Here is a 26870-nt window from a genome sequence, read left to right on the forward strand (position 1 = left end):
TGGCGAGACTGAGTAACTCGGGAGGGTATAAATGGCAGACTTCAAAAGAACCCAGCCACTGGCTCGCGACGCCATGGCCTATGTGCTGGCCGGCGGGCGCGGCAGCCGTCTCAAGGAGCTGACCGACCGGCGCGCCAAGCCGGCGGTCTATTTCGGCGGCAAGACGCGCATCATCGATTTCGCGCTCTCCAATGCCTTGAACTCCGGCATCCGCCGCCTCGGCGTCGCCACCCAGTACAAGGCGCATTCGCTGATCCGCCACCTGCAACGCGGCTGGAACTTCCTGCGGCCCGAACGAAACGAGAGCTTCGACATCCTGCCGGCGAGCCAGCGCGTATCGGAAACGCAATGGTATGAAGGCACGGCGGACGCCGTCTACCAGAACATCGACATCATCGAGGCCTATGGCCCGGAATACATGGTGATCCTGGCTGGCGACCACATCTACAAGATGGATTACGAGCTGATGCTGCGCCAGCATGTCGATGCCGGCGCCGATGTCACGGTCGGCTGCCTCGAGGTGCCGCGCATGGAAGCGACAGGCTTCGGCGTCATGCATGTCGATGCGAAGGACAACATCATCGCCTTCGTCGAAAAGCCCGCTGATCCGCCCGGCATTCCCGACAATCCGGAATTCGCGCTGGCCTCGATGGGCATCTACGTCTTCAAGACCAAGTTCCTGATGGACCAGCTGCGCCGTGACGCGGCCGAGCCAGGCTCTAGCCGTGACTTCGGCAAGGACATCATCCCCTATATCGTCACGCACGGTAAGGCGATCGCGCACCGCTTCACCAAGTCCTGCGTGCGTTCGACCGCGGAGAACGAGGCTTACTGGCGCGATGTCGGGACGGTCGATGCCTATTGGGAGGCCAACATCGACTTGACCGACGTGACGCCCGAGCTCGACCTCTACGACCGCGACTGGCCGATCTGGACCTATGCCGAACTGAAGCCGCCGGCAAAGTTCGTCCATGACGAGGACGGCAGGCGCGGTTCTGCCGTCTCCTCACTGGTGTCGGGCGATTGCATCGTCTCGGGCGCTTCGCTGAAGAAGAGCCTGATCTTCACCGGCGCGCGCATCAATTCCTATTCGACCCTGGAAGAGGTTGTCATGCTGCCGGACGTCCATGTCGGCCGGAACGCAAAGTTGAAGCGCGTCGTCATCGACCACGGTGTAAGGATACCGGAAGGGCTGGTGATCGGCGAGGATCCCGCGCTCGACGCCAAGCGCTTCCGCGTTTCGGAAAAAGGCATCTGCCTGGTCACGCAGGACATGATCGACAAGCTGAAATTATAGCGGAGTGGGGTTGTCGCTGATGCAGGTTCTGTCGGTCACGCCAGAGATTTTCCCGCTGATCAAGACCGGCGGGCTTGCCGACGTGACCGGGGCGCTGCCCATCGCGCTCGCGGCCAAGGGCGTGACAATGCGCACGCTCATTCCGGGCTTTCCGGTGGTGATGAACGCTTTCAAGAAAAAGAAGGCCGTCTATCAGTATCCCTTACTGCAGGGCGGCAAGGCCTCGGTGCATGCCGTCGAGGTCGCCGGGCTCGACCTTTTCGTGCTCGACGCGCCGCATCTCTTCGACCGTCCGGGCGGTCCCTATGGCAATGCCTCGGGCGCGGACTGGCCGGACAATTGGCGGCGCTTCGCGGCGCTGAGCCAGGCCGGCGCCGATATCGCCGGCGGCGCCATTTCGGGCTATCTGCCTGACATCGTCCATGCCCATGACTGGCAGTCGGCAATGACGCTGGCGTACATGCGTTACGGCAAGGCCGTCGGCACACCGACGATGATGACCGTCCACAATCTCGCCTTCCAGGGCCAGTTCGGCGCCGGCATCTTCGGCGAACTTGGCTTGCCGGCGGCGGCGATGGCGCTTGACGGGGTCGAATATTATGGCGGCGTCGGCTTCCTCAAAGCCGGCCTACAGGCCGCCTGGGCTATCACAACGGTAAGCCCGACCTATGCACAGGAGATTCGCTCGCCGGAGTTCGGCATGGGCCTCGATGGCCTGATCAACATGCGCTCCAGCGATCTCTACGGCATCGTCAACGGCATCGACACCGCCATCTGGGATCCAAAAGCCGACAAGCATCTGGTATCGACCTATACGGCCGATACGTTGAAGGCCCGCGCGCCCAACAGGGCCGCGGTCGAGGATCGTTTCGGCCTTGATCGCGACGGCAGCCCGATTGTCTGTGTCGTCAGCCGGCTGACCTGGCAGAAGGGCATGGACATATTGGCGACGGTGATCGACGGCATCGTCGCGACAGGCGCCAGGCTGGCCGTCCTGGGCTCGGGCGACGCCGGGCTCGAAGGCGCGCTGCTGGCCGCTGCCGCACGCCACCGTGGCCGTATCGGCGTGGTGGTCGGCTATGACGAGGGACTGTCGCACATCATGCAGGGCGGCTGCGACGCCATTGTCATCCCTTCACGCTTCGAGCCTTGTGGGCTGACGCAGCTATACGGTCTGCGCTATGGCTGCGTGCCGGTGGTCGCACGCACCGGTGGCCTCGCCGACACGATCATCGATGCCAATGAGGCAGCAATGGCGGCCGGCGTGGCGACCGGGTTCCAGTTTGCTCCCAACAATGGCGGCGCGATGCTGCACGCCATCCGCCGCCTGGCCGATGCTTACGCCAACCCCGCCGCCTTCGAGGCCATCCAGCGCCAGGGCATGAAGAGCGACGTCTCGTGGGATCGAAGCGCGGAAAAATATGTTGAGCTTTATCGTCTTCTGCTTTCGAAAAGGGTTGCCTGAAGCATGATACGCACCGTCCCCACCAAACCCTATTCCGACCAGAAGCCGGGCACCTCGGGCCTGCGCAAGAAGGTGCCTGTCTTCCAGCAGGAGCATTATGCGGAGAATTTCATCCAGTCGATCTTCGATGCGCTCGACGGTTTCAAGGGCGAGACGCTGGTGATCGGCGGCGATGGCCGCTACTACAACCGCGAGGTCATCCAGAAGGCTATTGCCATGGCCGCCGCCAATGGTTTCGGCAAGGTGATGGTCGGGCAGGGCGGTATCCTGTCAACGCCGGCCGCCTCGCATGTCATCCGCAAGTACAAGACCTTCGGCGGTATCATCCTGTCGGCCAGCCACAATCCGGGCGGCCCGCACGAGGATTTCGGCATCAAGTACAATGCCGGCAATGGCGGCCCGGCACCGGAAAAGCTGACCGACGCGATCTTCGAAAAGACCAAGGCGATTTCGAACTTCAAGATCGCCGACATCGATCCGATCGATATCGATACGGTCGGCACCGTCAAGGCCGCCGGCATGACCGTCGAGATCATCGACCCGGTCACCGACTATGCCGACCTGATGGAAAGCCTGTTCGATTTCGATGCGCTGCGCAAACTGTTCAAGTCGGGCTTTCGCATGCGCTTCGACGCCATGCATGCGGTGACCGGACCCTACGCCAAGGAAATCCTGGAACACCGGCTCGGCGCCCCCGACGGCACCTGCCGAAACTTCAAGCCGCTGCCCGATTTCGGCGGCCACCATCCCGATCCCAACCTGGTCCATGCCAAGCACCTCTATGACGAGATGATGGGGCCGGATGCGCCGGATTTCGGCGCTGCCTCCGATGGTGACGGCGACCGCAATTTGATTATCGGCAAGGGCATTTTCGTCACCCCGTCGGATTCGCTCGCCATGCTGGCCGCCAATGCCCACCTGGCGCCGGGCTACAAGGACGGCCTGAAGGGGATTGCCCGCTCGATGCCGACCAGCGGAGCCGCCGATCGCGTCGCCCACAAGCTTGGCATCGGTATTTATGAGACGCCGACGGGCTGGAAGTTCTTCGGCAATCTGCTCGACGCCGGCATGGCCACGATCTGCGGTGAGGAAAGTGCCGGCACCGGCTCCGACCATGTCCGCGAAAAGGACGGTCTGTGGGCGGTGCTCCTGTGGCTCAACATCCTGGCCGCGCGCGGCGAAAGCTGCAAGCAGGTCGTCACCGAGCACTGGGCGGCCTATGGGCGCAATTACTATTCGCGGCATGACTATGAGGAGGTCGAGAGCGACCGCGCCAATGCGCTGGTCGACGAACTCAGGGCCAAGCTCGGCTCGCTGCCAGGCACCAGCGTTCGTGGCCTGAAGATCGCCAATGCCGACGATTTTGCCTATCACGACCCGGTCGATGGCTCGACCAGCGAGCACCAGGGCATAAGGGTGTTGTTCGAAGGCGGCTCACGCGTCGTCTTCCGCCTCTCCGGCACCGGCACCTCGGGCGCGACCCTGCGCGTCTATATCGAGCGCTACGAACCGGACAAGGCGAGGCATGATCTCGACACGCAGGAGGCGCTCGCCGATCTCATCGCCGCCGCCGACGACATTGCCGGGATCAAGAGCCATACCGGCCGCGACAAGCCCAGCGTGATTACTTGAGGGTGGTGGAGAGGCTCCTCCTTCGGACCCCACAAGGGCGGAAGGGCGCGCGCACATGACGTCCCTGGGCGCCACCATCACCCCTGACGGCATCCGCTTCGCCGCATGGTCCTCGTCGGCCCGTCGCCTCTGGGTTTCGATTTTTGACGAGCAGGGAAACCGCGAGCTCGATCGCCTCGAGTTGCAGCCGGAAGGCGACGGCGTACATGCGCTCTTCGTCTCCGGCTTGGCCGCGGGGGCGCGCTACGGCCTGCGTGCCGATGGCGACTATGCCCCCGAGCGTGGGCTTTGGTTCGACCCCGACAAGCTGCTGACCGATCCTTACGCCGTCGAAATCGATCGTGCCTATGCCTATCACTGGCGGCTCGCCGCGCGGCGCAATGAGGGCACCGACACCGCGTCACTGATGCCCAAGACGGTGGCCAGGGCCTTGTCCACGGCTCCACCGATCCTGCCGCCGCTGTTTCGTCAGGGCGGCCTGATCTACGAATTGAATGTCCGGGCCTTCACCAAGCTCCACCCGGATGTGCCGGAAGAACAGCGCGGCACGATCGCAGCACTTGCCCATCCGGCCATCATCGGGCATCTGCAAAGGCTGGGCGTCTCCGCTGTCGAACTGATGCCCGTGACGGCGTCCATCGACGAGCGGCATCTGCCGCCGCTGGGCTTGAGCAACGCCTGGGGCTACAATCCCGTGACCTTCATGGCGCTCGACCCTCGCCTTGCGCCCGGCGGCCTGACGGAATTGCAAGACACGGTCGCCGCGCTGCGCCGGGCCGGCATCGGCACCATTCTTGATCTCGTCTTCAACCACACGGGCGAAAGCGACAGGCTGGGTCCGACGCTCTCGCTGCGCGGGCTCGACAACCAGGCCTATTATCGGCACAGGCCGGATGGCGGGCTGGTCAATGACACCGGCACCGGCAACACGATCGCTTGCGACCATCCGGTGGTGCGGGAAATGGTGCTCGACACACTCCGTCATTTCGTACGCCAGGCCGGCGTCGACGGCTTTCGCTTCGATCTGGCGCCGGTGTTGGGCCGGGTCGATGGTGCCTTCGATCCGGAAGCGCCGCTGCTGCGGGCCATCACCCATGATCCGGTGCTTTGCGACCGCGTGCTGATCGCCGAGCCTTGGGATATAGGGGCAAACGGCTATCAACTGGGCAATTTCCGGCCGCCGTTCCTTGAGTGGAACGATCGCTACCGCGACGATGTCAGACGGTTCTGGCGCGGCGATGCCGGCATGGTTGGTACGCTCGCCACGCGCCTTGCCGGTTCTTCCGACCTGTTCGACAGGGCAGGGGGGCCGGGAAGCCGCGCCGTGAATTTTATCGCCGCCCATGACGGCATGACGCTGGCCGACATCGTCGCCTATCAGAGCAAGCACAACGCAGCCAATGGCGAGCAGAACCGCGACGGCCACAACGACAACCTGTCCTGGAACAATGGCGTCGAGGGAGACACGAACGAGACAGCGATCATCACGGCCCGTTTCGACGACCAGCGCGCACTGCTGGCCACCTTGTTCGCGTCGCGCGGCACCATCATGCTGACAGCAGGCGACGAGTTCGGCAGAACGCAGAAGGGCAACAACAACGCCTATGCACAAGACAATGCCATCACCTGGCTTGACTGGGCGGTCCGCGATCGTGCGCTGGAGCGTTATGCGTCGGCGCTCGCGGCGCTTCGCCAGGCGATGCCTGCCCTGTCGGACACCTGTTTCCTGACCGGAGAGCCGGTCGGGGCCTCAGGCGCTCCCGACGTCGCCTGGTTGACCGAGACCGGTGAGCCGCTTGCCGAGACCGACTGGAACGACGCCGGCCGGCATCGCCTCGTCATGCTGCTTGCCTACGAGGATGGCAGGGTTGCCGTCATGATCAATGGTGACCGTCGCCAATGCGTCTTCACCTTGCCGGCGCGAGACGGCTTCCGGTGGCGCCCGGCAATCGAAACGCAGGCGGTCGACCTTCTACGCCCGCTGCCGGGCCGCAGCGTCAATTTCATGGCAGAATATCCCGAAACGGCACAGCCGGTTTTCGCGCAATTCGATGCGAAATCAAAAGACAGTTCGCGCAGGGCCGGGAAGGCCCGTGCGGGGAAAGGTTCATGATGGCCGACAACAATGCCGACCCGTGGGCCAACCAATGGGCCGACCAGGGGGCCGACCCGCGGGCCGGGAAGGGAGCCGAGTGGTGGCGAGGCTGCGTCATCTACCAGGTCTATCCGCGCTCATTCCAGGACACCACGGGCGATGGCAGTGGCGATCTGGGCGGCATTACGTCAAGGCTGGCCCATATCGCCTCGCTTGGCGTCGACGCCGTCTGGCTGTCGCCCTTCTTCAAGTCGCCCATGGCCGACATGGGCTATGATGTATCGGACTATCGCGACGTCGACCCGATGTTCGGTACGCTGGACGATTTCGACGCGCTGGTAACCGAAGCGCACCGGCTCGGCCTGAAAATCATCATCGATCAGGTGCTGTCGCATTCATCCGACAAGCATGAATGGTTCATCGAAAGCCGCGCCAGCCGCGACAACGCCAAGGCCGACTGGTACGTCTGGGCCGACGCCAGGCCTGACGGCGGCGCGCCCAACAATTGGCTGTCGGTCTTCGGCGGGCCATCCTGGGAGTGGGACGCGACCCGTCGGCAATACTACATGCACAATTTCCTCGCCTCGCAGCCGGATCTCAATTTCCACAACCCGGAAGTCCAGGACGCGTTGCTGGACACGGTGCGGTTCTGGCTCGAGCGCGGTGTCGACGGCTTTCGGCTCGACACGGTCAATTATTATGTCCACGACCGCTGGCTGCGCGGCAATCCGCCCTTGGCTTCGAGTGTTGCCGGCACCAACACGGAGACCAACACCTACCTCTATCAGGAGCATCTGTTCGACAAGACGCAGCCGGAAAACCTTGCGTTCCTGCGGCGGTTCCGCGCGCTGCTCGACGAGTATGGCGACCGCGCCGCCGTCGGCGAGATCGGCGACGAGGGCCGTTCGCTGCAGACGCTCGCCGCCTACACCTCCGGCGGCGACAAGCTTCAGATGAGCTACACTTTCGACCTGCTCGGTTCACAGTTTTCGGCGGCGCATGTGCGCGGCTGCGTCGAGGCCTTCGAAAATGCGGTTGCCGACGGCTGGGTCTGCTGGGCGTTTTCCAACCATGATGTGGTGCGCCATGTCAGCCGCTGGACGCGACCGGACGGCGATCCCGATGCTGTGGCCAGATTCTCGATCATGCTGTTGTGTTCCCTGCGTGGCTCGATCTGCCTCTACCAGGGCGAGGAACTCGGTCTCCAGGAGGCGGAACTCGCCTATGAGGATCTGCGCGATCCCGTTGGCATCCGCTTCTGGCCCGGGGTGAAGGGCAGGGACGGCTGCCGCACACCGATGGTCTGGGAGGCGGGGGCCGACAATGCTGGTTTTTCCACCGCAAAACCCTGGCTGCCTGTGCCGGCAAGCCATCGCGCCCGTGCGGTAGACGTGCAGAACGGCGAGGAACAATCTGTGCTGTCGGCCTACCGTTCGGCGCTCGTCTTGCGCAAGCAGCATCCCGCGCTTGTCGGCGGCTCGATCCGCTTTCTCGATACGGAGGGCGATGTGCTCGCCTTCATCCGCGAGGGTGGTGGGGAGAGGCTGCTCTGTGTCTTCAATTTCGCCAGTGAGCCAGCGAGTTGGCCGTTGCTTGAGGATATCGGAACTCTCGCTTCTGTCCTGGGCGGCAACGCTTCTGTCGAGGAAAACGCGCTCTCGCTGCCGCCCCTCGGTTGCTTCCTTGGTCGGCTCGACTGATTGCCGCTTCGGCTGTGGCCAAACGGTCCTACTGAACGAGCACTGCCCGTCCGCAGGTCGCGCCGGTGACACGCACATCGGCCTCGCCGACACCGACACCCAGTGCCGAAAGCACATTGTAAAGCAGGTCGTCGACGGGCGCCGTTACGGTGTTGAGCAAAGCCACCACCGCCGGCTTGACCGTTCTGAGCAGGGTGGTCGCGTTGATCCCAAGACCAAGCAGATTGGCCGAAAGCGACAGGTCGTCGACCAGCGAGGTGGTGAGCGACTGCGAGATGTTGCGCGTCGAAACGGTCTTTACCGTCTTATTGGCGATGTCGGTCGCATTGAAGGTCAGGGTCTGCGGACTGTTGTTCGTGATCGCCATCGCGGCCGAACCCATTACTTGAACCAAGGGTATCGACAGCAGCTTGACATCGGCGATCTCTGCATTCGTAAAGGTCTGCGGCTGGCTGAAATCGGAGAAGCCGGAGGGGTTGTTGCTGTTGGCCAGGTTCAACTGGGCAATACCGGGGTGCGCGGTGATGGAAACGCTTATGCTGGACGGCCCTGTCGGACAGGTGATGTCGGTCAACTTGGCCTCGGCATAGGCCACTTCCACATTGAGCGGCAGATTGACGGCCACAAGGCTGGCGCCGCCGCTAAGTCCGGGCGAGCCGATACCGACGGAGGCCGTCAGTTTGATGCGGGTCTGGGCGGTCCGCACGACAGTGCCGATACCGTCGACCGCCAGCCAGGGCGAGGATTGCATCGGCTCGCCGATGGCGATGCTGAGCTTGGTGGAGAGCAACCCCGGTATGGTGGCGCCGAGGTCGACCGCGGCTTGGTTGGTGCCGTTGGCGAGCACGGCGGCAGCGGTCAGCATTCCCATGGCGCTTGCGTCGACTCCGAGACCGGACGACTGTTGCCCAAGGCCGAGGCTGCCGATGGAACCAAGGTCGACAAGAGTGCTGAGGGGGACCTTGACGGTGCTGGTCGACCTGGAGGCGATAGTCTGCAGGGCGACCTTCGCGGTATTGCCGAGGCCAGGAACATTGGCCATGGCAGTCGCGATCTGGCCGACGGTCGCCTTCGAGGCGAGGACGTCGGAATAGGTACCGGCCGTGATGTTCAGTTGTGTGGCGAGCGCGCTGACGAAGGAAAGCACGCTTACATCGGCCGAGATCAGCCCGTTGTAATCCATGACGCTGAGCGAGATGTTGCCGCCGAGAAGTCCGCTCAAAAGTGCGTTGAGGATGCCGCCATTGACGCTGAGCAGTCTCGACCCGACCGAGAATGTCGCCAGCGGCGTCATGCTGGCCGTGGCTTGGGTGCCGATGACGGGAGTGGGGATCAGCGAGCTTGCAAAGTAGCGCTTGGGGATTTTCGCCAAAGTGACCCGGACGGCATTGTAAGGCGTCACGCCTGCCTGAAAGCGTTGGCTGACGCTGGCCGTCGACGAGGCATATCGGCCCCGCGTGACCGTCACCACCGTCTTTCCGACGGCCGCAGGCATGGTCTGGCCCGCAGCTTGAACGACGACACCCGGCATGCCGTTGTCGGTGAGCGTGGTGATGACCGCTGTGTTGACGTTATTGATGTTCGAGGCGGCGGTGATCGCCGCCAGGTCGACCATCGCCTGGGCTTCCCGGCGCTCGGTGTAGATGGAGGCTTCATCTATGGCCACCGCTGCCAGTGCCAATGCGACCGGCGCGCTCAGTGCGGTCATGACGGCGAAGTTCGCGTTCCTGTCTCCCATCATCGACCATGCAAGCCGGCCGATGCGCTTGCCCGCCCGCTGCAGCATTCAGATACCCCCGACCCTGATTGTTGACTGGCGCCTGATGGTCGTGCCTGGCATGGCTATGCCCGGGAACAGATTCCAGATCGGCAGGTTGCGGGCATCGTACGAGATGGACACCACGAACTGGCTTCCGTCGGCGACGCTGTCATTGGCCTGGTAGGTCAGTTTGCTGCCGTCCACGAAAGGGTAGCCACCGGCGTTGTTGGCGAGGTAGCTGGCCACGAGCGTCTGGCGCTCGGTCTGGTTCACACCGGCGATCGCCGTCCGGGCGGCGTCGGCCGCAATTTGCTGGATGGAGTTGGCAGCGCCAAAATAGATGCCGTACGCAACCATGCCGAGCAGGAGAAGCATGAAGAGCGGTGACAGGAGGGCGAACTCGACCGCTGAAGTTCCCGAATGGTCTGTTCGGAACTGGCGCCTTCGGAGCTTGGAAATGAGGTTGTGAACCATGGCGCCAGCATGCCCAAGTTCGCATGCAGAAAGCGAAAACTCGGGGTGCAACCAAAAGGTGTGCTCGATTGAAAAAGGCTCTCTAATTTAGCCGTTGCTTCTTCGACGATGGGGATTGACTTAGGGTCAATCAGTACTCGGTTGAAAAGAGCTTACCTCCTGTCTAGTCTCCTGCCACCAGCCGCCGGGGGGAACCGGCGGCGCGCTCAAAGGAACCAGACATCGGTTCCGGGGCGTCAACACTCAAAGGCGCGCCGATGGCAGCGCCGACAGGGAGAACTTCATGCTGAAAAACATGCTGAAGGCGACGGTATTCGCCACGACCTTGACGTTGGCTGCGGGCACGTTCTTGACGTCGGCCTTTGCCGAGAGCGTCTATAACAGGGGCACCTCCGCTGAATCGGAGTCGGTCGATCCACACAAGACCTCGACCGTCTATGAAGCCAACGTGCTGCGTGACCTGTTCCAGGGACTGGTCATGCAGGACGAGAAGGCCAACCTCATTCCGGGCGCCGCCGAAAGCTGGACGGTGTCGGATGACGGCACGGTCTACACCTTCAAGCTGCGCAAGGACGGCATGTGGTCGGACGGCAGCCCGGTGACGGCGGACGACTTCGTCTACGCCTTCCACCGGCTTGAGGACCCGGCGACCGGCGCCGAATACGCATCGATGCTGTATCCGGTGAAGGGTGCGGAGGACGTCAACACCAAGAAGGGTAAGCCGGAGGATATGGGCGTCAAGGCGATCGATGCCAACACCTTGGAAGTGACGCTGAAGGCGCCGACGCCGTACTTCCTGGAGATGCTGACCCATCAGGCGACCTATCCGGTCAGCAAGGCCTCGATTGAAAAGCTCGGCGCCGACTGGATCAAGCCCGGCAACCTGGTTTCGAACGGTGCCTATACGCTGGCCGAGTGGGTTCCCAACGATCACATGAAGCTGGTCAAGAATCCGAAATTCTGGGATGCCGCGACGGTCAAGTTCGACGTCGTCAACTACATTCCGACCGAGGATCGCTCATCGGCGATGAAGCGCTTCGAGGCCGGCGAACTCGACTCCTATGACGATCTGCCGACCGAACAGCTCGCCGATCTCAAGACCAAGTTCGGCGACCAGATTCATGTCGGGCCGTATCTGGGCACCTATTATTATGCGATCAAGACCGACAAGGCGCCTTGGAACAACCCCGAACTGCGCAACGCCATCTCGATGGCGATCGACCGCGATTTCATCGCCGAAAAGGTTTGGCAGAACTCGATGCTGCCGGGCTATTCGATGGTGCCCCCCGGCATCGAGGGCTACACGCCCGCAATGGCCAAATACGCCGACATGCCGCAGATCGACCGCGAGGACGCGGCCAAGAAGATCTTCGAGAAGCTTGGTTACACGCCCGAGCATCCGCTGAAGATGGAGATCCGCTACAACACCTCGGAAAACCACAAGAACACGGCAGTGGCGATCCAGGAACAGCTGAAGCCGCTTGGCGTCGATGTCACGCTGCTCAACACCGACACCAAGACCCACTACTCCTTCCTCGAGCAGAAGGGCGATTATGACGTCGCGCGTGCCGCCTGGATTGCCGACTACAAGGATCCGGAAACTTTCCTTGGCATCACGCGCAAGGCCAGCGGCAACAACTATTCGAACTACGACAGCCCCGCATACGAAGCGGCGATGGACAAGGCCGCGGCTGCCGGCGGTAAGCCTGAAGAGCGCATGAAGGACCTCTCCGAGGCCGAGCGCATCCTGATCGACGATGTCGGCCAGATCCCGCTTCTCTACTACAGCTACCACGACATCGTTTCCTCGAAGCTGCATGGCTTCGTCGACAACGTGATGGACGTGCATCCGTCGCGCTTCATCAGCAAGGACTGATCCCTGGCCAAGCCGCCGCGCAACCGAATGCGCGGCGGCGCTGGTTTGCCATCGCATCGGCCCGGGAAACGGAATCGGTTTTCGGAAGGTTCGGTGCGAAGATTTGAAGGCTGGAGCGCAATCGTCCGAGTGGACGCGCGTGATCCGGATCAAGCGGGGCACCGATGCTGCGATACGTATTCCGGCGGCTTTTGACCGCCATCCCGACGCTGTTCGTCATAGTGACGATGGCGTTCTTTCTGATGCGCGTCGCGCCAGGCGGCCCATTCAACCAGGAGCGGGGGCTGAGCCCCGAGATCAAGGCCAATCTTGAAGCCCAGTTCGGCCTCAACGATCCGCTCTGGCTGCAATATGTCCACTATCTCGGCAATCTCTTGCGCGGCAATTTCGGCCCGAGCTACAACATGCCGGATTTCACCGTCACCGAACTGTTTGCCAAGGGCCTGCCTATTTCCGTCCAACTCGGTGCCTCGGCGCTGACCCTGGCGCTCCTGCTCGGTTGCGTGCTCGGCACCATTGCCGCGCTCAATCAGAACAAGCTGGGCGACTATACGGTGATCGCCCTGGCGACCGCCGGCAGCACGATCCCAACATTTGTCATCGCGCCGGTGATCCAACTCGTGTTCGGGCTGACCTGGAGGCTTTTGCCGATCGGGGGATGGGGCGACGGCGCCTTCATCAACAAGGTCGGCCCGGTGCTGACGCTTGCGTTGCCGCAGATCGCCATCGTCGCCCGCCTGATGCGCGGCTCGATGATCGAATCGCTGCGATCCCATCATATCCGAACGGCGCGCGCGCTCGGCCTCTCCGACTGGTCGGTGGTGGTCAAGCACGCCTTGCGCGGCGCCATTCTGCCGATCGTCTCCTTCACCGGCCCGGCGGCGGCGGCACTGTTGACCGGCTCGGTCATCGTCGAAACGATCTTCTCAATTCCGGGCGTTGGTCGCTATTTCGTCGATGCCGCGCTCAACCGCGATTACACGCTGGTGATGGGAACGGTGGTGGTGATCGCCATTTTCACCATCGTCTTCAATCTGATCGTCGACGTCATGTATGCGGTCGTCGACCCGAGGGTGCGCTATGACTGACATCGCAGCCACGGCTCCCGCCATCGTCGGCCGCTCGCTTTGGGGCGATGCCTGGGCGCGCCTCAAGGCCAACCGCGCCGCCATGTTCAGTCTCTACTACCTCGTTTTGATCGGCGTCGTCAGCGTCTTCGGCCCCTGGTTCGTGCCGCATCAATACACGACCATCTACGCCGACTATGTGCGCATGCCGCCAAGCCTGTCGGCCTACCCGAAACCCGACATGATCGAGACGGCGCTCACCGACGCGATCAAACGCATGCGGGTCGACATCAAGGAGTGGCACCAGGAGGGCAATCAGGTCTTCGTCACGGTCAAGTCGACCAGGCCGATCGACGACCGCAACATCCGCTACCTCGACCGCTCCGATGCCTTCGACGACACCAAGATCGAGAACAAGTCGCCCGACGGCCTCGAAGTGACGATGAGCGCATCGGTCAAGCAGCAGTATTTCCTGTTCGGCACCGATAACACCGGCCGCGATCTCTTGTCGCGCACGCTGATGGCCGGGCGCATCTCGCTTGCCATCGGCCTGCTTGCGGGCGTCGTGGCGGTGGTGATTGGTGTGATCTATGGTGCCGCCGCGGGCTTTTCCGGCGGCAAGGTCGACGAGGTGATGATGCGCATCGTCGATGTGCTCTATTCCTTGCCGTTCATCTTCTTCGTCATCATGCTGGTGGTGTTCTTCGGCCGCAACTTCGTGCTGATGTTCCTGGCGGTCGGTGCGGTGCTGTGGCTCGACATGGCGCGTATTGTTCGCGGGCAAGCACTGTCGATCCGCCGGCAGGAGTATGTCCAGGCGGCGGAAGCCATGGGCATCGGCCCGCGTGGCATCCTGCTGCGCCATGTCATCCCCAACCTGCTCGGCCCCGTCGTGATCTATATGACGCTGCTGGTGCCGCAGGTCATCATCCTCGAGAGCTTCCTGTCGTTCCTCGGTCTCGGCGTCCAGGAACCGATGACCAGCTGGGGTGTGCTGATCTCTGTCGGCGCCAAGAACATCGGCACCGCCAACTGGTTGCTTCTGTTTCCCGCCTTCTTCCTCGTCTCGACGCTGTTCGCCCTGAACTTCGTCGGCGACGGCCTGCGCGACGCACTCGACCCGAGGGACCGATAAAGATGGGGATCGCTGACATGGCCACTCCCGAGACGATCCTGAGCGTCAAGGACCTGCGCGTCCGCTTCCGTACGCTTGACGGCGCGGTCGAAGCGGTCAAGGGCGTCAATATCCACGTCAACGCGGGCGAAACGGTCGCCGTCGTTGGCGAATCCGGCTCGGGCAAGAGCCAGACCATGATGGCGGCGATGAGCCTGCTGGCTTCCAACGGCGAAGCGTCAGGCCATGTCGATTACCGCGGCCGCAACTTGCTCACATTGAGCAAATCCGAGCTGAACAAGGTCCGTGGCCGCAAGATCAGCATGATCTTCCAGGAGCCGATGACCTCGCTCGATCCACTTTATTCGATCGGCAACCAGCTGATCGAGCCGATCCGCCGGCATCGGGGCCTGACCGCCGCCGAAGCACATGAGGAGGCGCTCAGGCTGCTGCGGCTCGTCCATATTCGCGATCCGGAACGGCGGATGAAATCCTATCCGCACGAAATGTCCGGCGGCCAGCGCCAGCGCGTGATGATCGCCATGGCGCTCGCCAATGATCCCGACATCCTTATCGCCGACGAGCCGACGACGGCGCTCGACGTGACCATCCAGGCACAGATCCTGGTGCTTCTTGCCGAGCTGCAGCGCAAGCTCGGCATGGCGATCGTCTTCATCACCCACGACCTCGGTATTGTCCGGCGCTTCGCCGACCGGGTCTATGTCATGCGCCAGGGCGAGGTCGTCGAGGAGGGCGAGGCGGAAGCGATCTTCGCCAACCCGCGGCACGCCTACACCAAGATGCTGCTGGCGGCCGAGCCGACGGGAACCAAGGAGCCTCCACCCGCCAACGCGCCCGTGGTGCTCGAAGGCAGGAATGTCGAGGTGACGTTCAGGATCGGCGGCGGTTTTCTTGCCGGCGAACCGCTGATGCTGCGGGCTGTCGATCACATCTCGATCCGGTTGCAGCGCAACCAGACCATCGGCATTGTCGGCGAATCCGGATCGGGCAAATCGACGCTCGGCCGCGCCTTGCTGCGGCTGCTGCCGAGCGACGGCTTGATTCGTTTCGGCGATCGCGACATTTCCACGGCCGATCGACAGGCGATGCGGCCGTTGCGGCGCGAAATGCAACTCGTCTTCCAGGATCCCTTCGGCTCGCTGTCGCCACGCATGACCGTCGGCCAGGTCATCACCGAAGGGCTGCTGGTGCATGAACCGAACCTTTCGGCAAAGCAGCGCGACCAGCGTGCGGTCGAGGCGCTGCGCGAAGTCGGCCTCGATCCAAACGCCCGCAACCGCTACCCGCACGAATTTTCCGGTGGACAGCGGCAACGTATCGCCATTGCCCGTGCCATGATCCTGAAGCCGAAGATGGTGGTGTTGGACGAGCCGACCTCGGCGCTCGATCGCTCCGTGCAGAAACAGATCGTGGAACTGCTGCGCAAGCTCCAGGCGGACCATGAACTGTCCTACCTGTTCATCAGCCACGATCTCGCGGTGGTGCGCGCCATGGCCGACTACATCATCGTGATGAAGCAGGGCAAGATCGTCGAGGAGGGGCCGACCGAGGCCATTTTCAGCAACCCGCAAGTCTCTTACACGCAGACGCTGATGAATGCCGCGATCGATGTCACGCGGTTCCGGGTAAGCGCGTGAGAAGCCGCTGTAGGTAAGGCTTGTTCGCTTAGCCGGCCGATCTGGCGCACTTGCGCGCGCGTACCGCGACAGCGGCATCCTGCTGTTGCTTCAACCGGTCGATCCTCGCCGTTTCACGGTTGGCAACCGCCATTTTGACGCGCGATCCGCCAAGCAGCCAGCGCGGCACGCTGGTGTTGGCGACCTTGCCGCGGGTGATCGCTGTTTGCGAGATGTCGTTCGCACTGCTTGCCACGGCGCTGTTGAGCTCGATGCAGCTCATGCTCTCATATTTGGCCGGATCGACCGTCCCGCCGATCGATGAGCATCCGGCGACAAAAAACATAGACAGAAGCACCGGTGCCGACCCTGTTGTGGAGATCAAATTCATGTCCGCGTCCGGTTCGCCGTCTTACCGGCTCCCTCATACTCGTCGATCAAACTAGCGCTGATGCCCATTTCGTCAAAATCTGATCGGCCGGCGGTGCTTGCGCTCCGCGCTGGACAATTCGATGTCATCGAGAATTCTTACGCTGCTTTGGCGGCCAGTTCGGGCATGGGGACACAGCCGCCGCCGAGCACTATTTGGGCAATATCGGTCGCGTTCTCATCGACATGGGCCGTCACCAGCACAATCCCTTCGCCGAGGTTTCGACGCTCAGGCCTTCTGGCGGCCGCCACCAAGGCTCCGACCAACCCACCGAGGACGCCGCCGCAGACCGTGCCGAACAGGGCCATCGCTGACAGGCTGGTTGGAACAGAATCGATGCCATGAACAGCAAAAGCGGCAAGGGACGCCAACAGCCCGGCAACGGCGCCAAGCATGACGGGCGGAGACGTCAGGACACCGATTTCGTCGTGATAGGGCCCGATAATGGCGATCTGAACGCGAGGAACCCCGGCAGCCAAGAGGTTGCAGGCGATCCGGGCTGCTTCGGGATAGGAGTCAAAAAGCCTGCTGATTGTTGGCATGGTCATTCAGGGCGCGTCGTGTCCGTCAACGTGTCGGCAACGAAGGATGCGGCGATCAAATCGTCGCCATCAATCCGGCCTCTGCCGCCTTCGATCACGGCCGCGACCCTTTGAAAGGTCTTCATTTCACCCTCGGTGATGCGAGCGTGCTCCATCCTGGTTTTGAGGCTACTTATGCGCATTCCCAGCATAGGGGATGTTAAAGTCTCAGGGTTCGACATGGTGGTGCTCATCAGTTCCCGCTTCGTTTGGTTTTCCGCGCCCAAGCCCGAACTTGAGCCGAGTGTAAACGTTCCCTGGCAGGGCTTCGGTCTGGTGGAGGCCGGACCTAAGTCTGACTGCAGGGCGCAATGGTCTTGCCAAGCGGGCCGAGCGGAACAGCCGCTGTTTGCTACCGTTGTGCTCCGACAAGATGTTGGGAGGACGTCGATGGAGAAGAGTGTTGGTCAGGCGCGCTGGTTGCTCGCGCCGGTGTTTGCGATAGCCATCACTTTCATGGTAGCGGGGATAGTTCTCAGCTAACTCATTGCACATTGCACATTGCACATTGCTGCAGCCAGCTGCCCTTCCGCGCAGAGTTCGCCGCCCGGAAAGGAACAATTGCCTGACTGGAGTTCAGCCGCGCATGGAGCGTGCGCGTAGCGTGTGAGGGAAGATCATTTGGTGGCCAGGCTCGGTCGAGAGCCGGGCCACCCAGTCGGCGATCAGTAACCGCCGTTTTCAATCACCACCCGGTGATGGTGGCGGTGAGTGGAGACGGAGCCGGTGACGACGACGGCATGCCGATGATGGTGCCTACGGCCATGGTCGTAGAATGCGACCGTTCCGTGGTGACGGTGATGGAGGCGCTGGCCGCCCTCATTGATGATCCTGACGTGATTATGATGTCGATGGTGGGTCTTGATGACAACGTCAGTCTCGGCGGCCGAAGCCAGAGCGGGCAATCCCACCCAAAGCGCCAAAGCGCAGATGACCATTGTTTTCACTGCCATTTCTCCTGTACCTTGATTAGCCCTTCATTGGATACAACTTGCTGCTGATCCCTTTGGTTCCGGGCTTCCGGGACAGCCGGGAGGTAGCCAAACGCGAAGGTCCCGCAATACAGGGAGCCCTCGGCCAACGACGCTTCCGCACCGTCCGTCACGCAGGGCGCGCAATGGCAGGCAGGCGCAACCGCCACTGTGAGGACCAGGCGGTCTCCGCCCCCACAAAGGAAGTCGATCGGGAATTTCGAGATCCTGTAGGGCGGCGGAACATCAGGCGGGCCTAATGGTTTATCTGCAAGGCAGACCTCATGATTCGAGGCCCGCTGAAGATCAGTCGGCAAAGGCTGATCGGCCCGTGGCCTCCGCCAGAGGCGCGGGCTTCACCAGGCAATAGGAGAGAATTATGAACAACATCATTTGGCTCGTGGGAGCCGTGGTCATCGTGATTGCGGTATTGAGCTTCTTCGGCCTCCGCTAGGCGACGAGGCTCCTTACCCGGTGTGCCCAGTGTATGCAGCCGCGGCAAACCCCGTGGATTGACCGTGATCAAAGCTGGCTTCGGCGTCATGCTTCATTCGAGGAACAGGCCATCCTGAACGAAGCCCTATCCCGGTAGCGCCAAAGTCGGGATGCGCTACTTTGTTCTTCTGGTCGGAGTGGCAGGATTTGAACCTGCGACCCCCTCGTCCCGAACAAGCCGTTTTGCGAAATAAAGCCCGGATTTCCGGGCTTTTTTGTTGCCCGGTAAGCCGGTACGTTCCGCATTGGTTCCGCAGTTTCCGGTAGGTTTCCGGTAGGTAGCAGGCAGGCGTTCTAGTCCCGTTCTATCGCATCCGAGCGACGTTGCTCTTCTCCCGAAGCGTGGGTGCTTTAGCCGTGATCCGGTTCGCTGCTTCCGTCTGGAAATCCGGATGATGGTGATAGTAGGTCGAGCGAAGGACCGCCTCCGTCATTCCAAGGTAATCGGCGGCGAGGGATAGGTCGGTCCCGTTCTGCATCAACCACGTCGCGGCGGTATGGCGAAGGACGTGCGGCGTCACGTCGGTTTCGAAGTTTCCCTCGGCGTCATACCAGCCAAGCCCGGCCGCCTCGCACGCGGACCTAAACGCTTTGCGCACGGAGCCGATCGGCTGGCCTTCCCATTCGACGACGAAATCGTGCGAGATCATGCGGCCTAAATTTAGGCTCTTCTGTCGCTTCTCATATTTCAGGAAGATCGGCGTCCGCGACCAGCGTCGCATATGCGCGAGCAAGCGGTCGGGGAGCCGCACCGGTGGCTGACGTTTCTTCGTCTCGCGCTCGCCCTCGGCCCGACGGAAGAACACGCCGCGATCGAGGTCGACATAAGCCCGGCCTTTCGTGGGTCGGATTGCAGCGTCACAGATAGCGCCTGACCGCGTCCCGGTGTAGAGCGCGGTCAAGATGAACCGTGCGACGTGGCGGCCGGTGTAGCGGTCGCTGGCGACGCCTTTCCATGTCTGACGCATTCGCCAAGCGGCACGGATGAGACGCGCGGCCTCGGCCCTTGTAAGCCAGCGCTGGCGACCGACGGGCTTCTCCGGCAGAACGATCGCCGGAACCGATGTCACATAGCCTTCGGTGTAATAGTAGCGGGGGGCGGCGCGGAGGTCTTCTAGTTGCCGGCGGGCTGCCGATGGCGTCGAAGCCTGCTTGGCATAATCGCGGCAAACCTTGCCGTTGATGTCGGTCAAGGTCATGCGGCCGAAGAATTTCAGGACGGCCGCGAGCCGGGCAGCGGTTTCTCCTGGCTTCGCATGATCGGGGGCAATTTCGGTCGAATAGACGTTGACAACGTCGCTGACCTTCACCTGATCGGGATCACGGTTCCGGTCGCGCGCCGGGGCGTGCTTTTCGACAAGGTACGCATGGAGGCGCTTTTCAGCCTCTCTAAGCTCGCTTCGGCCGCAGCCTGTGCCAATTCGACGCTCTCCGTCGACGATATACCATCCGGCGGAGTGCATAAGCGACCCGTCCTTTTTCCGGTATTCATCACGCCAGACAAGGCGCGCTCCTTTGCTTGGACGCGGCATAGCTCTCTCATGCGCTCGATCGCGGCCAAGGTGGTGTATTCCTTGTTGGCGATGATTTCAGTTGTCAGGCGATTGGCGTCGCGCTCCTTGCGCAAGCCTTTCACGGACATGGAGCCATCGGGGAACGCTATCTTGACGGCTGTGTCAATGCGAATGGGCGCGTCTTTGCTGTAATCGCAAAGCATCACTGCGGTCGTTTTCAGCATCATGTCGGGAACTTTCAGGCAAAGGAAGGCGAACTCCGCCGGCCGCGTGAACGGCGCGAAGATCGGTCTTGCTCGGGAATGGATAAAAAGCTGCAGAGAAGGCCCGGGGCGCGTTCTCGTGCATACAGTGTGAGGAACTTGGCCGGAACGGTGGGCGGTCTACGGAGCCGGCCGAAGCCTCCATGTCTTGCCGCGAATGATCGCGCTGATCGTGCAGCCGCGCACGTGATACTCTTGGGCGAGAAGACGATACGGCAAAAGGCCTTGAAGGTCGCGGATCGCGTCGGCTTTGCTTGCGGTCAACTTGCCGGGGCCGGCCGTGCCATGGTCGATCCGATCCTGGGCGTTTTCGGCCGGCGTCTTCCAAGTCAGATGACGCGGTGCGATGCAGCCTTCATGGCCCTGACCGCAAGAGTGGGACGCCTGACGCTCCGGCGTCGGTCGCGGACCGCGAGTTTCCTCGCAAACGACGACATGACCATAGACGTGCCGGCCCTCAATGTTGAGGCGCGCGTATCCGTCCGCATTTCGACCGTAAGGCCATATCAGGCATTCGTCGGCGTCGTGATGGAGGGCAACTTCTTTGATGAAGCGCATTGGTGCGCCGCGAGGGGCACGGCGGCGACGGGCGGATTTGAGACTGTGAATGGAATTCTTGGCTTTCGACGGCATAGTTTTTCCTTTGGATTTGTGCGCGCAGAAGCTCCGCCGGGCGAAATCGCGCGGACGGTCGGAAACTGGTGGGCGCTGATGGCGTGAGGTCGTAGGGTTCTGTGCGCAGAACGGGGGAACTAGGCCGATTTCGGTTGCCCCAAACCGGCGCTTTGGCATACAAAGATTGAGTGTTTTACCGTTATGCCTTGGCCGCTTCGAAGCTTTCGGAGCGGTTTTTCTTTGTCACGATTGAAGTCGGTCGAATTTATCGACTTGCCACATGCTGCAACCGATCGTGGAGGGCTCGACCGCTAGCGATAGTCGCCTGTCCGGCCTCGATTTCGGTCATGAGTGCCTTTGCCGCCTTGGTCCAAGAAACCCGTTGGCCGACGAAGGGCGCACCCTTCTGATATTTGTAGCATCGGCCAAGGCACTTCTTCGCTCTGGCCTCGGCCTCGGGATGGAGCCATCTGCGTTGCTTGGAGGCGTAAGCGGTCATCTCGGCGCGCTGGCGAGCAGTGAAAAAGACGACGTTCACGATGCTGCCGTCGAATTTTTCGGTGATGCTTCGATCGGTAGGATCGAGCCAGCACAGATGATGGGCGTGAAGATCAGCGTCAAAGGTCTTTTCGTGGATGGTGACGCCGTAATGGGGTCGACCGCGACGTTTGAGATCGCGACCGACATTTGCGATGGTCCGTGAGATCGATCGCTTTCGTTGGCGATCATCCCCGGTGTCGGGCATGACAGTGATAAGGCAATTTGCCTCGATGGCGTGGGCGAACGAGGAAAGTCGCCTTCGTTCGTCATCAGCAATTCGGGATGTTGCCTGCCAGCCGCCCCGACGGGCCTTTTTGCCTCGTTTCAGAGCTTTGTGTTTTACCATTAAAGAGAGGGCGCGCCTCGCTATGCACGCCCGTTACCTCCCATCTTATTGATTTTCAGAACTAAAATTCTCGACTGGCTTCAAATTTTTGGAAGCACTTGCTTTTCGTGTTTGGTGGTCGAGTGGCGCATTTTCGGCAGCAAAAAATGTGTGCCGGATCAGTCGGCTTCGCGTCCGAAAACAAGCTCGCGCGCGCGAATGAATTCCAAAACTTTGTGCGCCGCGAGACGGCGAGGGCGGGTGTCATCCGCGACGATCGAGGGCCATCGCTTGATCCATGCGTGTACGGTCTGATGTGGGACCTTGGCGAGGTTGGCGGCCTCTTGGACGGTCAGGGTCGCAGTTGTGGTGCTCATGGTCTTCCTGTTGTTTGCGAACACGGCAACGCGCTCCAGCGCTGGCGGCGCTAGAGGGGGGACTGGTTCGAACTGATGATTAGGGTTCGGAAACGAAAAAAGCCGCCCGGTTGGGGCGGCTTTGCGCAGGCGAATTTCGTCGCCTGCATTTAGCCCTACTTTCGTCTGCGACGTAATGCAACCGTCTTTGCGAGCCTCGCGCTATCTGTCCACATTCCTGTCTCGGCCCAGTATCTTCTTGACCGCAACATGGGAGAGGGCAATGCCGTCGCTCGCAAGCGCTCCCGCAATGGCGCGATATGAGAGCCCCTTGTCGCGTAGCGCGCCGATTTGCCTGATGGCAGCTTGCTCCGAGGGAACCTCGACCAACGCGCCGCCGCCCGCGTCTTCAGAGATCGAATAGCCGAACGGTCGGTTGCCGCCTAAGTATCGGCCGCGCCCGCGCTGGTCCGCTTTGCTTTGTGTGACACGTTCACGAATACGGTCGCGCTCCGCTTCTGCGAATGCGCTGGCGATCGTGAAGAACAGCTTCGAGAGGCCGTTCCCCGCAATGTCTCCACCCAGGTCGATTAGGTGCAGCTTGATCCCCTTTGCCTTCAATTCGGTCTGGACGTTCAAAGCGTCGATCGCGGACCGGAAGAGGCGGTCGAGCTTCGCCGCAATAATGATATCGCCGGACATCAATTTCGCGAACATAGCCGAGCCGGCCGGTCGTTTTGTTACCGGGACCGAACCGGAAATGCCCTCTTCGATAACAGTCTCTGCGATCGTCAAACCGTGCATAAGGGCATAGCCATCGATCTGCCGCCTCTGGACGTCAAGGCTTTCACCTTCTGAGGCTTGTCGCATTGTGGAAACGCGGACGTATCCGTAAACGGCCATCACGACCCTCTTGTAAACGTGTAAACGTGAGGCTGTTATATGTGCAAGCTCGCTTGCGTGTAAAGCTGCTTTAGCACGATTACAGAAACAGGCGACTACACTGTGGAAACTACCGAAAATCCTGCACAGCTTTTTGCGGCAGAAGCCCCCCGCGCGGTAGGGCTTCGGACCTCTGGTCTGGCAGTGCTTAGTCGAGAATTAAAAATCATTCGGATGTAACCAATACCACATTACCGATCAGCAATCGCAATTGACCGATGAGGAGGGCGCGACAGAAGCGGACGAGGTGTTGATCGTCGGTCCGCACGCTTAATTCCGTAGCGACGAACTCGATGAGCGGCACCCTCCATAGCGAAGGATGCAGTTCCAAGGATGATGGGAATTCAATTTGGTAGTGACGGCCCGTCGAGCAACGCCGGTCCGATCCTGCCCGCAACAACTTCATCGGTTCAGGCGCTGGGGGTTCCACAAAGAAAACTGGTTTCCCTCGTCCTGTGTGGTGAGCCTTGTTGGACGGCGCAGGCACATGTACTTATAGCGATGTTGAGGGCGGTTTCGCCCGGAGTGCCGAGAACGAATTTGATAGCAGAAACCATTTTGAATTGGCTGGACGTGGACACGCAGCACCGTGCGGAACGCGAGGTCGAAGATATTTTCGTTCTTGCAACGGATATTGGGACAAAAAGGCCTGAGAACCAAGACAAAGCAGCGGTTCTCCGCGTGGGTTCCGCTGCGACCCACCGGGAGTTTTGGTGCGTATGCATCTGCGATGGGATGGGAGGGCTTCGGGATGGAAAGGCAGCGGCTTCGAACGCGTTGTCTTCCTTCCTTGCTTCGTTGGTCGCTCATCGCAAACGAGAGCCCAAGGATCGCCTAGATACGGCGGTGCGTGAAGCCAGCGAATGGGTAGCACAGGTGGTGCAAGGCGGAGGCTCTACTCTGTCAGCTGCACTGTTCGAAGGCGGATCAGTCTATACTGCCAACGTTGGCGATAGCCGCATCTATGCCCTCAATCCGCTGAATAACGGGGAATTCATCGAACGGCTAACTGTCGATGATACGATGGAAGAAGCATATGGAGCGGAAGGAAAAGGCCTCCTGCAGTTCATCGGCATGAAGTCGGGACTTCTGCCTCACGTGAACGAGGTTTCAAATCGGGAAGCTCAGTTAGTTTTAACAACCGACGGGGCTCATTTTATTGGCGACGAAATCCTGCGCCGGATTAGGGCAAACGCGCCCGACGCCAGCAGCTTTTGCGCACGGGTTTTGGACACAGCACGGTGGCTTGGCAGCACGGACAACGCCACACTCATTGTGACCAAAGCCTCTGCAGGTTTCCCGAGCAATCGCCGAGATGGTTCACCGGACATCTCGGTATGGACAACATCAGGCCGGCTGAAAATAGCCTGGACACCTAGTTCACAGCAGCAGATCGCCCAGCGTCAACAGCGCGTTGATCCTATGCCTGAGCCGCCCAGAACTTTCGATGACAACGATGCCTCGGCAAGAAAGCCAAGCTCAGGCGAGAAATCCGGACAGCCGCCAAGCAAGAAAGGCAAATCACGGTCGAAGAAGCCAAAACGCGAGCAGATTGAGATCGGGTTCTCTGACGACGGAAACGGTTAGGCCATGCTCATTTGGGGGCGTTACGAGGCGACGGGCACAATGAACGCTGGCGGAATGAGCGAGGCTCATGAATGCCAAGACGTTCGGCTACATCGGAAGGTCATTCTAAAAACGCTTCGAAAGCCCCAAGAGCAGCGTCGGCTTGACGATGAGCGCAAAGCGCTACTCAAGCTCCGATCCAATCACGTAGTACAGCTACTGGACGTCATCGAGTTCGAGCATCTGGGCACAAAATACCCGTGCCTGGTACTTGAACATATTGACGGGACTAACCTCGCCGAGGGTCAGTTCAAACCCGATGCGGACTACCTTTCAGTCATATGGCAGATAGCCAAAGGCTTGGCAGAAATACATGAGCAGGGAGTTGTTCATCGCGACATCAAGCCAGATAACGTTCGCCGTGATAACGAAGGCGTAGTGAAGATCATTGACTTTGGCCTCTCGCGAGAGATTGGCGTCGACAATGAAACGAAGTCAGCTTTGGGCTATTTCCCTTACATGGCGCCGGAGCTCTTGACCAAGCCGCCAATTACATTCACGACACAGGCAGATGTATTTGCCTTCGGGGTTCTTGCACTTTCGATTTCGGAAAAAGGTTTGCCAGAGTGGTGTCGGACGAGAGCTAGCGTGGTGCCTCCTGCTAATCTCGCTACGGATCACGTCCCGGCTCTCGATGACCGGATAAAGGATACATTGCGTCGTTGCCTCTACCCTAATCCATCTGATCGTCCCAACATGGCGGATGTCTTGGCTGACATTGAAAAGGTCCTTCTTCGAGATCGACATCGAGCGCGAGTGGTCATCGGAGGAAAGATCAGTGAAATCCATGCCGGATCGCGAACCGCCAGCCCGTCTATATCGGTCGGCGGTAATGTGTCTTCGATGGTAAGGATTGAGTACACCGGAGACGATTTCGTCGTTCGTAGAATTGTTGGAAACGTAAGGGCTAACAATAAATTGTTGTCTGCGGGAGATATCCTCCCGCTTACGTGCGTACTCGCGTTCCAATACAACAATACGTACTATTACTATGCTACATTTGACACCTCTAATCCAGAGTTTATGGCCTGATGTCTAAGGTTATTGGTGGTCGCTATGAAATTCTATCTGAATTGGGTAGTGGGGGGATGCAACATGTGTTTCGAGCGCACGACCTTCTGCGTGGAGTAGATGTCGCGCTCAAGACACCTCAGGCAGGCCAACTACTGAAGAAATTCGCGAACAGCGCAACAATTTCGGCCCGCATCAACCACCATAACGTCGCTAAGACGCTCGACTATTTCGAGGAAGACGCAGCCCCCTACTTGGCAGAGGAACTCATTGAGGGCGGCACGCTCGATGAAGCTTGCTTGTCACCGGCAGGGTTCGTTGATCCACACACGGGCGCCCGTCTCTTTCGTCTACTTGCCAAGGGACTTGCGGCTTCGCACCACGCGGGGGTTGTCCACCGAGACCTGAAGCCTTCGAACATCGTTGTCAGTGGAGGGTATAATCTCTCAAGCGTCAAAATCACCGATTTTGGCATCGCCACGTTGACGGAGGAGGTCTTTGAAGAGGAAATCGTAGAGCGCGGAGACATAACCAAAACCACTTCGGGAACGGTCAAAGGTGCGCTGCCATACATGGCTCCGGAGATGATGTTCCGTAAGAAGGGTGACTATGTCGGTCGAGAGGCTGACGTCTGGTCTCTCGGGGCCGTGATGTTCCACATGCTGACAGGAGTGTTGCCGTTTGACGAGGGATTGATTGTGCCTGCAAATGTGAAAACGGGTGCCCGAGCGCCTTGGCCCGTCTTCATGACGAACGATCTTCAGTTCTCGTCGCTGGCTCGTTCCCTACAGGAATTGGTGGAAGCGTCTCTTCAATACGATGCTGCGAAGCGACCTACAGCCGACGACCTGATGCGCGCGTGCAATGAGCTGATGTACTACAATGGGACCTGGATAACTGGCAAAGTCAGCAACATGCCGGGTTCGACCATTGGCTTTATATTTGGAGCCGATGGGAAGATGGCTTTCTTCCATCGAGACAGCACGTACGGACCAAGGAAACCCGGAGTAGGAGACAAGGTTCTGTATTCCTGTAGCGATGGAACGCCCCATCAACGGGCCTTTCCACTGATTGTTTGCAAATAG

General features: G+C 60.6%; 23 protein-coding genes and 1 pseudogene. 14 read left to right on the plus strand and 10 right to left on the minus strand.

Features of this window, described 5'->3' with window-relative positions; translation table 11 throughout:
• Positions 1 to 31 precede the first annotated feature (31 nt).
• From glgC to LB556_RS08535, 5 genes are read left to right on the plus strand one after another with little or no spacing between them, the layout of a single operon-like run.
• Positions 32 to 1297 carry a glucose-1-phosphate adenylyltransferase gene (gene glgC / locus LB556_RS08515; RefSeq protein ID WP_224566080.1) on the plus strand — a complete coding sequence of 422 codons (1266 nt, stop codon included), beginning with the start codon at positions 32 to 34 and terminating at the stop codon, positions 1295 to 1297.
• A 19-nt stretch (positions 1298 to 1316) separates the two neighbouring features.
• Entirely contained in the window at positions 1317 to 2762 is a 1446-nt protein-coding gene (glgA, locus tag LB556_RS08520) for a glycogen synthase GlgA (RefSeq protein WP_224566719.1), read from the plus strand.
• Positions 2763 to 2765: 3 nt separating this feature from the next.
• Positions 2766 to 4394: an alpha-D-glucose phosphate-specific phosphoglucomutase gene (locus LB556_RS08525; protein ID WP_224566082.1), complete on the plus strand. Its 1629-nt coding sequence runs from the start codon at positions 2766 to 2768 to the stop codon at positions 4392 to 4394.
• Between the two features lie 55 nt (positions 4395 to 4449).
• On the plus strand, positions 4450 to 6507 hold the full coding sequence (gene glgX, locus LB556_RS08530) for a glycogen debranching protein GlgX (protein ID WP_224566084.1): 2058 nt from the start codon (positions 4450 to 4452) through the stop codon (positions 6505 to 6507).
• A complete protein-coding gene (locus tag LB556_RS08535; protein ID WP_224566086.1) occupies positions 6504 to 8189 on the plus strand; it encodes an alpha-glucosidase family protein in 1686 nt (561 codons plus the stop codon). The genes glgX and LB556_RS08535 overlap by 4 nt, the downstream gene beginning before the upstream one ends.
• 28 nt (positions 8190 to 8217) lie before the next feature.
• Here the strand turns inward: LB556_RS08535 and LB556_RS08540 are convergent, their stop codons facing one another.
• Both LB556_RS08540 and LB556_RS08545 read right to left on the minus strand, forming a co-directional pair.
• Positions 8218 to 9975, minus strand: coding sequence for a TadG family pilus assembly protein (locus LB556_RS08540; RefSeq protein ID WP_224566088.1), 1758 nt, complete (start codon positions 9973 to 9975; stop codon positions 8218 to 8220).
• Positions 9976 to 10422, minus strand: coding sequence for a TadE/TadG family type IV pilus assembly protein (locus LB556_RS08545; protein WP_224566720.1), 447 nt, complete (start codon positions 10420 to 10422; stop codon positions 9976 to 9978).
• A gap of 478 nt (positions 10423 to 10900) precedes the next feature.
• Here LB556_RS08545 and LB556_RS08550 point away from each other — a divergent pair.
• The 4 genes and pseudogenes from LB556_RS08550 to LB556_RS08565 form a co-directional block, all read left to right on the plus strand.
• Positions 10901 to 12046, plus strand: a pseudogene (locus tag LB556_RS08550) (peptide ABC transporter substrate-binding protein); the annotation flags it as partial.
• Positions 12047 to 12462: 416 nt separating this feature from the next.
• Positions 12463 to 13386, plus strand: a complete 924-nt coding sequence (locus tag LB556_RS08555) for an ABC transporter permease subunit (RefSeq protein WP_224566092.1) — start codon at positions 12463 to 12465, stop codon at positions 13384 to 13386.
• Positions 13379 to 14500, plus strand: a complete 1122-nt coding sequence (locus LB556_RS08560) for an ABC transporter permease (RefSeq protein ID WP_224566094.1) — start codon at positions 13379 to 13381, stop codon at positions 14498 to 14500. The genes LB556_RS08555 and LB556_RS08560 overlap by 8 nt, the downstream gene beginning before the upstream one ends.
• 17 nt (positions 14501 to 14517) lie before the next feature.
• A complete protein-coding gene (locus tag LB556_RS08565) occupies positions 14518 to 16137 on the plus strand; it encodes an ABC transporter ATP-binding protein (protein ID WP_224566097.1) in 1620 nt (539 codons plus the stop codon).
• A gap of 28 nt (positions 16138 to 16165) precedes the next feature.
• On the opposite strand, the gene LB556_RS08570 is transcribed toward LB556_RS08565, so the two are convergent.
• The 6 genes from LB556_RS08570 to LB556_RS31845 form a co-directional block, all read right to left on the minus strand.
• The gene (locus LB556_RS08570) at positions 16166 to 16507 is read right to left on the minus strand and encodes a hypothetical protein (protein ID WP_224566099.1); all 342 of its coding nucleotides are present in this window, start codon (positions 16505 to 16507) and stop codon (positions 16166 to 16168) included.
• A 137-nt stretch (positions 16508 to 16644) separates the two neighbouring features.
• Positions 16645 to 17094 (minus strand): hypothetical protein, encoded by a 450-nt coding sequence (locus tag LB556_RS08575; protein WP_224566101.1) that lies wholly within the window; start codon positions 17092 to 17094, stop codon positions 16645 to 16647.
• On the minus strand, positions 17091 to 17309 hold the full coding sequence (locus tag LB556_RS08580) for a hypothetical protein (protein WP_224566722.1): 219 nt from the start codon (positions 17307 to 17309) through the stop codon (positions 17091 to 17093). Before LB556_RS08580 ends, LB556_RS08575 begins: the two co-directional genes overlap by 4 nt.
• A 483-nt stretch (positions 17310 to 17792) precedes the next feature.
• Positions 17793 to 18074, minus strand: a complete 282-nt coding sequence (locus LB556_RS08585; RefSeq protein ID WP_224566103.1) for a hypothetical protein — start codon at positions 18072 to 18074, stop codon at positions 17793 to 17795.
• Between the two features lie 824 nt (positions 18075 to 18898).
• Positions 18899 to 19903: a tyrosine-type recombinase/integrase gene (locus LB556_RS08590; RefSeq protein WP_224566105.1), complete on the minus strand. Its 1005-nt coding sequence runs from the start codon at positions 19901 to 19903 to the stop codon at positions 18899 to 18901.
• The gene (locus tag LB556_RS31845) at positions 19900 to 20334 is read right to left on the minus strand and encodes an excisionase (RefSeq protein ID WP_224566108.1); all 435 of its coding nucleotides are present in this window, start codon (positions 20332 to 20334) and stop codon (positions 19900 to 19902) included. The genes LB556_RS08590 and LB556_RS31845 overlap by 4 nt, the downstream gene beginning before the upstream one ends.
• A gap of 231 nt (positions 20335 to 20565) precedes the next feature.
• Here LB556_RS31845 and LB556_RS08600 point away from each other — a divergent pair, with 231 nt between their 5' ends.
• Complete coding sequence (locus LB556_RS08600; protein ID WP_224566110.1) at positions 20566 to 21090, plus strand: hypothetical protein; 525 nt, start codon at positions 20566 to 20568, stop codon at positions 21088 to 21090.
• 175 nt (positions 21091 to 21265) lie between these two features.
• Positions 21266 to 21688 (plus strand): hypothetical protein, encoded by a 423-nt coding sequence (locus tag LB556_RS08605; RefSeq protein ID WP_224566112.1) that lies wholly within the window; start codon positions 21266 to 21268, stop codon positions 21686 to 21688.
• A 341-nt stretch (positions 21689 to 22029) separates the two neighbouring features.
• On the opposite strand, the gene LB556_RS08610 is transcribed toward LB556_RS08605, so the two are convergent.
• Together LB556_RS08610 and LB556_RS08615 are read right to left on the minus strand one after the other, a co-directional pair.
• Positions 22030 to 22227: a helix-turn-helix domain-containing protein gene (locus LB556_RS08610; RefSeq protein ID WP_224566114.1), complete on the minus strand. Its 198-nt coding sequence runs from the start codon at positions 22225 to 22227 to the stop codon at positions 22030 to 22032.
• Between the two features lie 201 nt (positions 22228 to 22428).
• Complete coding sequence (locus LB556_RS08615) at positions 22429 to 23109, minus strand: recombinase family protein (RefSeq protein ID WP_224566116.1); 681 nt, start codon at positions 23107 to 23109, stop codon at positions 22429 to 22431.
• A gap of 372 nt (positions 23110 to 23481) precedes the next feature.
• Here LB556_RS08615 and LB556_RS08620 point away from each other — a divergent pair, with 372 nt between their 5' ends.
• From LB556_RS08620 to LB556_RS08630, 3 genes are read left to right on the plus strand one after another with little or no spacing between them, the layout of a single operon-like run.
• Positions 23482 to 24735 carry a PP2C family protein-serine/threonine phosphatase gene (locus LB556_RS08620; protein ID WP_224566118.1) on the plus strand — a complete coding sequence of 418 codons (1254 nt, stop codon included), beginning with the start codon at positions 23482 to 23484 and terminating at the stop codon, positions 24733 to 24735.
• A 39-nt stretch (positions 24736 to 24774) separates the two neighbouring features.
• A complete protein-coding gene (locus LB556_RS08625) occupies positions 24775 to 25806 on the plus strand; it encodes a serine/threonine protein kinase (protein ID WP_224566120.1) in 1032 nt (343 codons plus the stop codon).
• Positions 25806 to 26870, plus strand: a complete 1065-nt coding sequence (locus tag LB556_RS08630) for a serine/threonine-protein kinase (RefSeq protein WP_224566121.1) — start codon at positions 25806 to 25808, stop codon at positions 26868 to 26870. Before LB556_RS08625 ends, LB556_RS08630 begins: the two co-directional genes overlap by 1 nt.

The organism is Mesorhizobium sp. ES1-4 (genome assembly GCF_020164745.1).
In the GTDB taxonomy this organism is placed as follows: Bacteria; Pseudomonadota; Alphaproteobacteria; order Rhizobiales; family Rhizobiaceae; genus Mesorhizobium.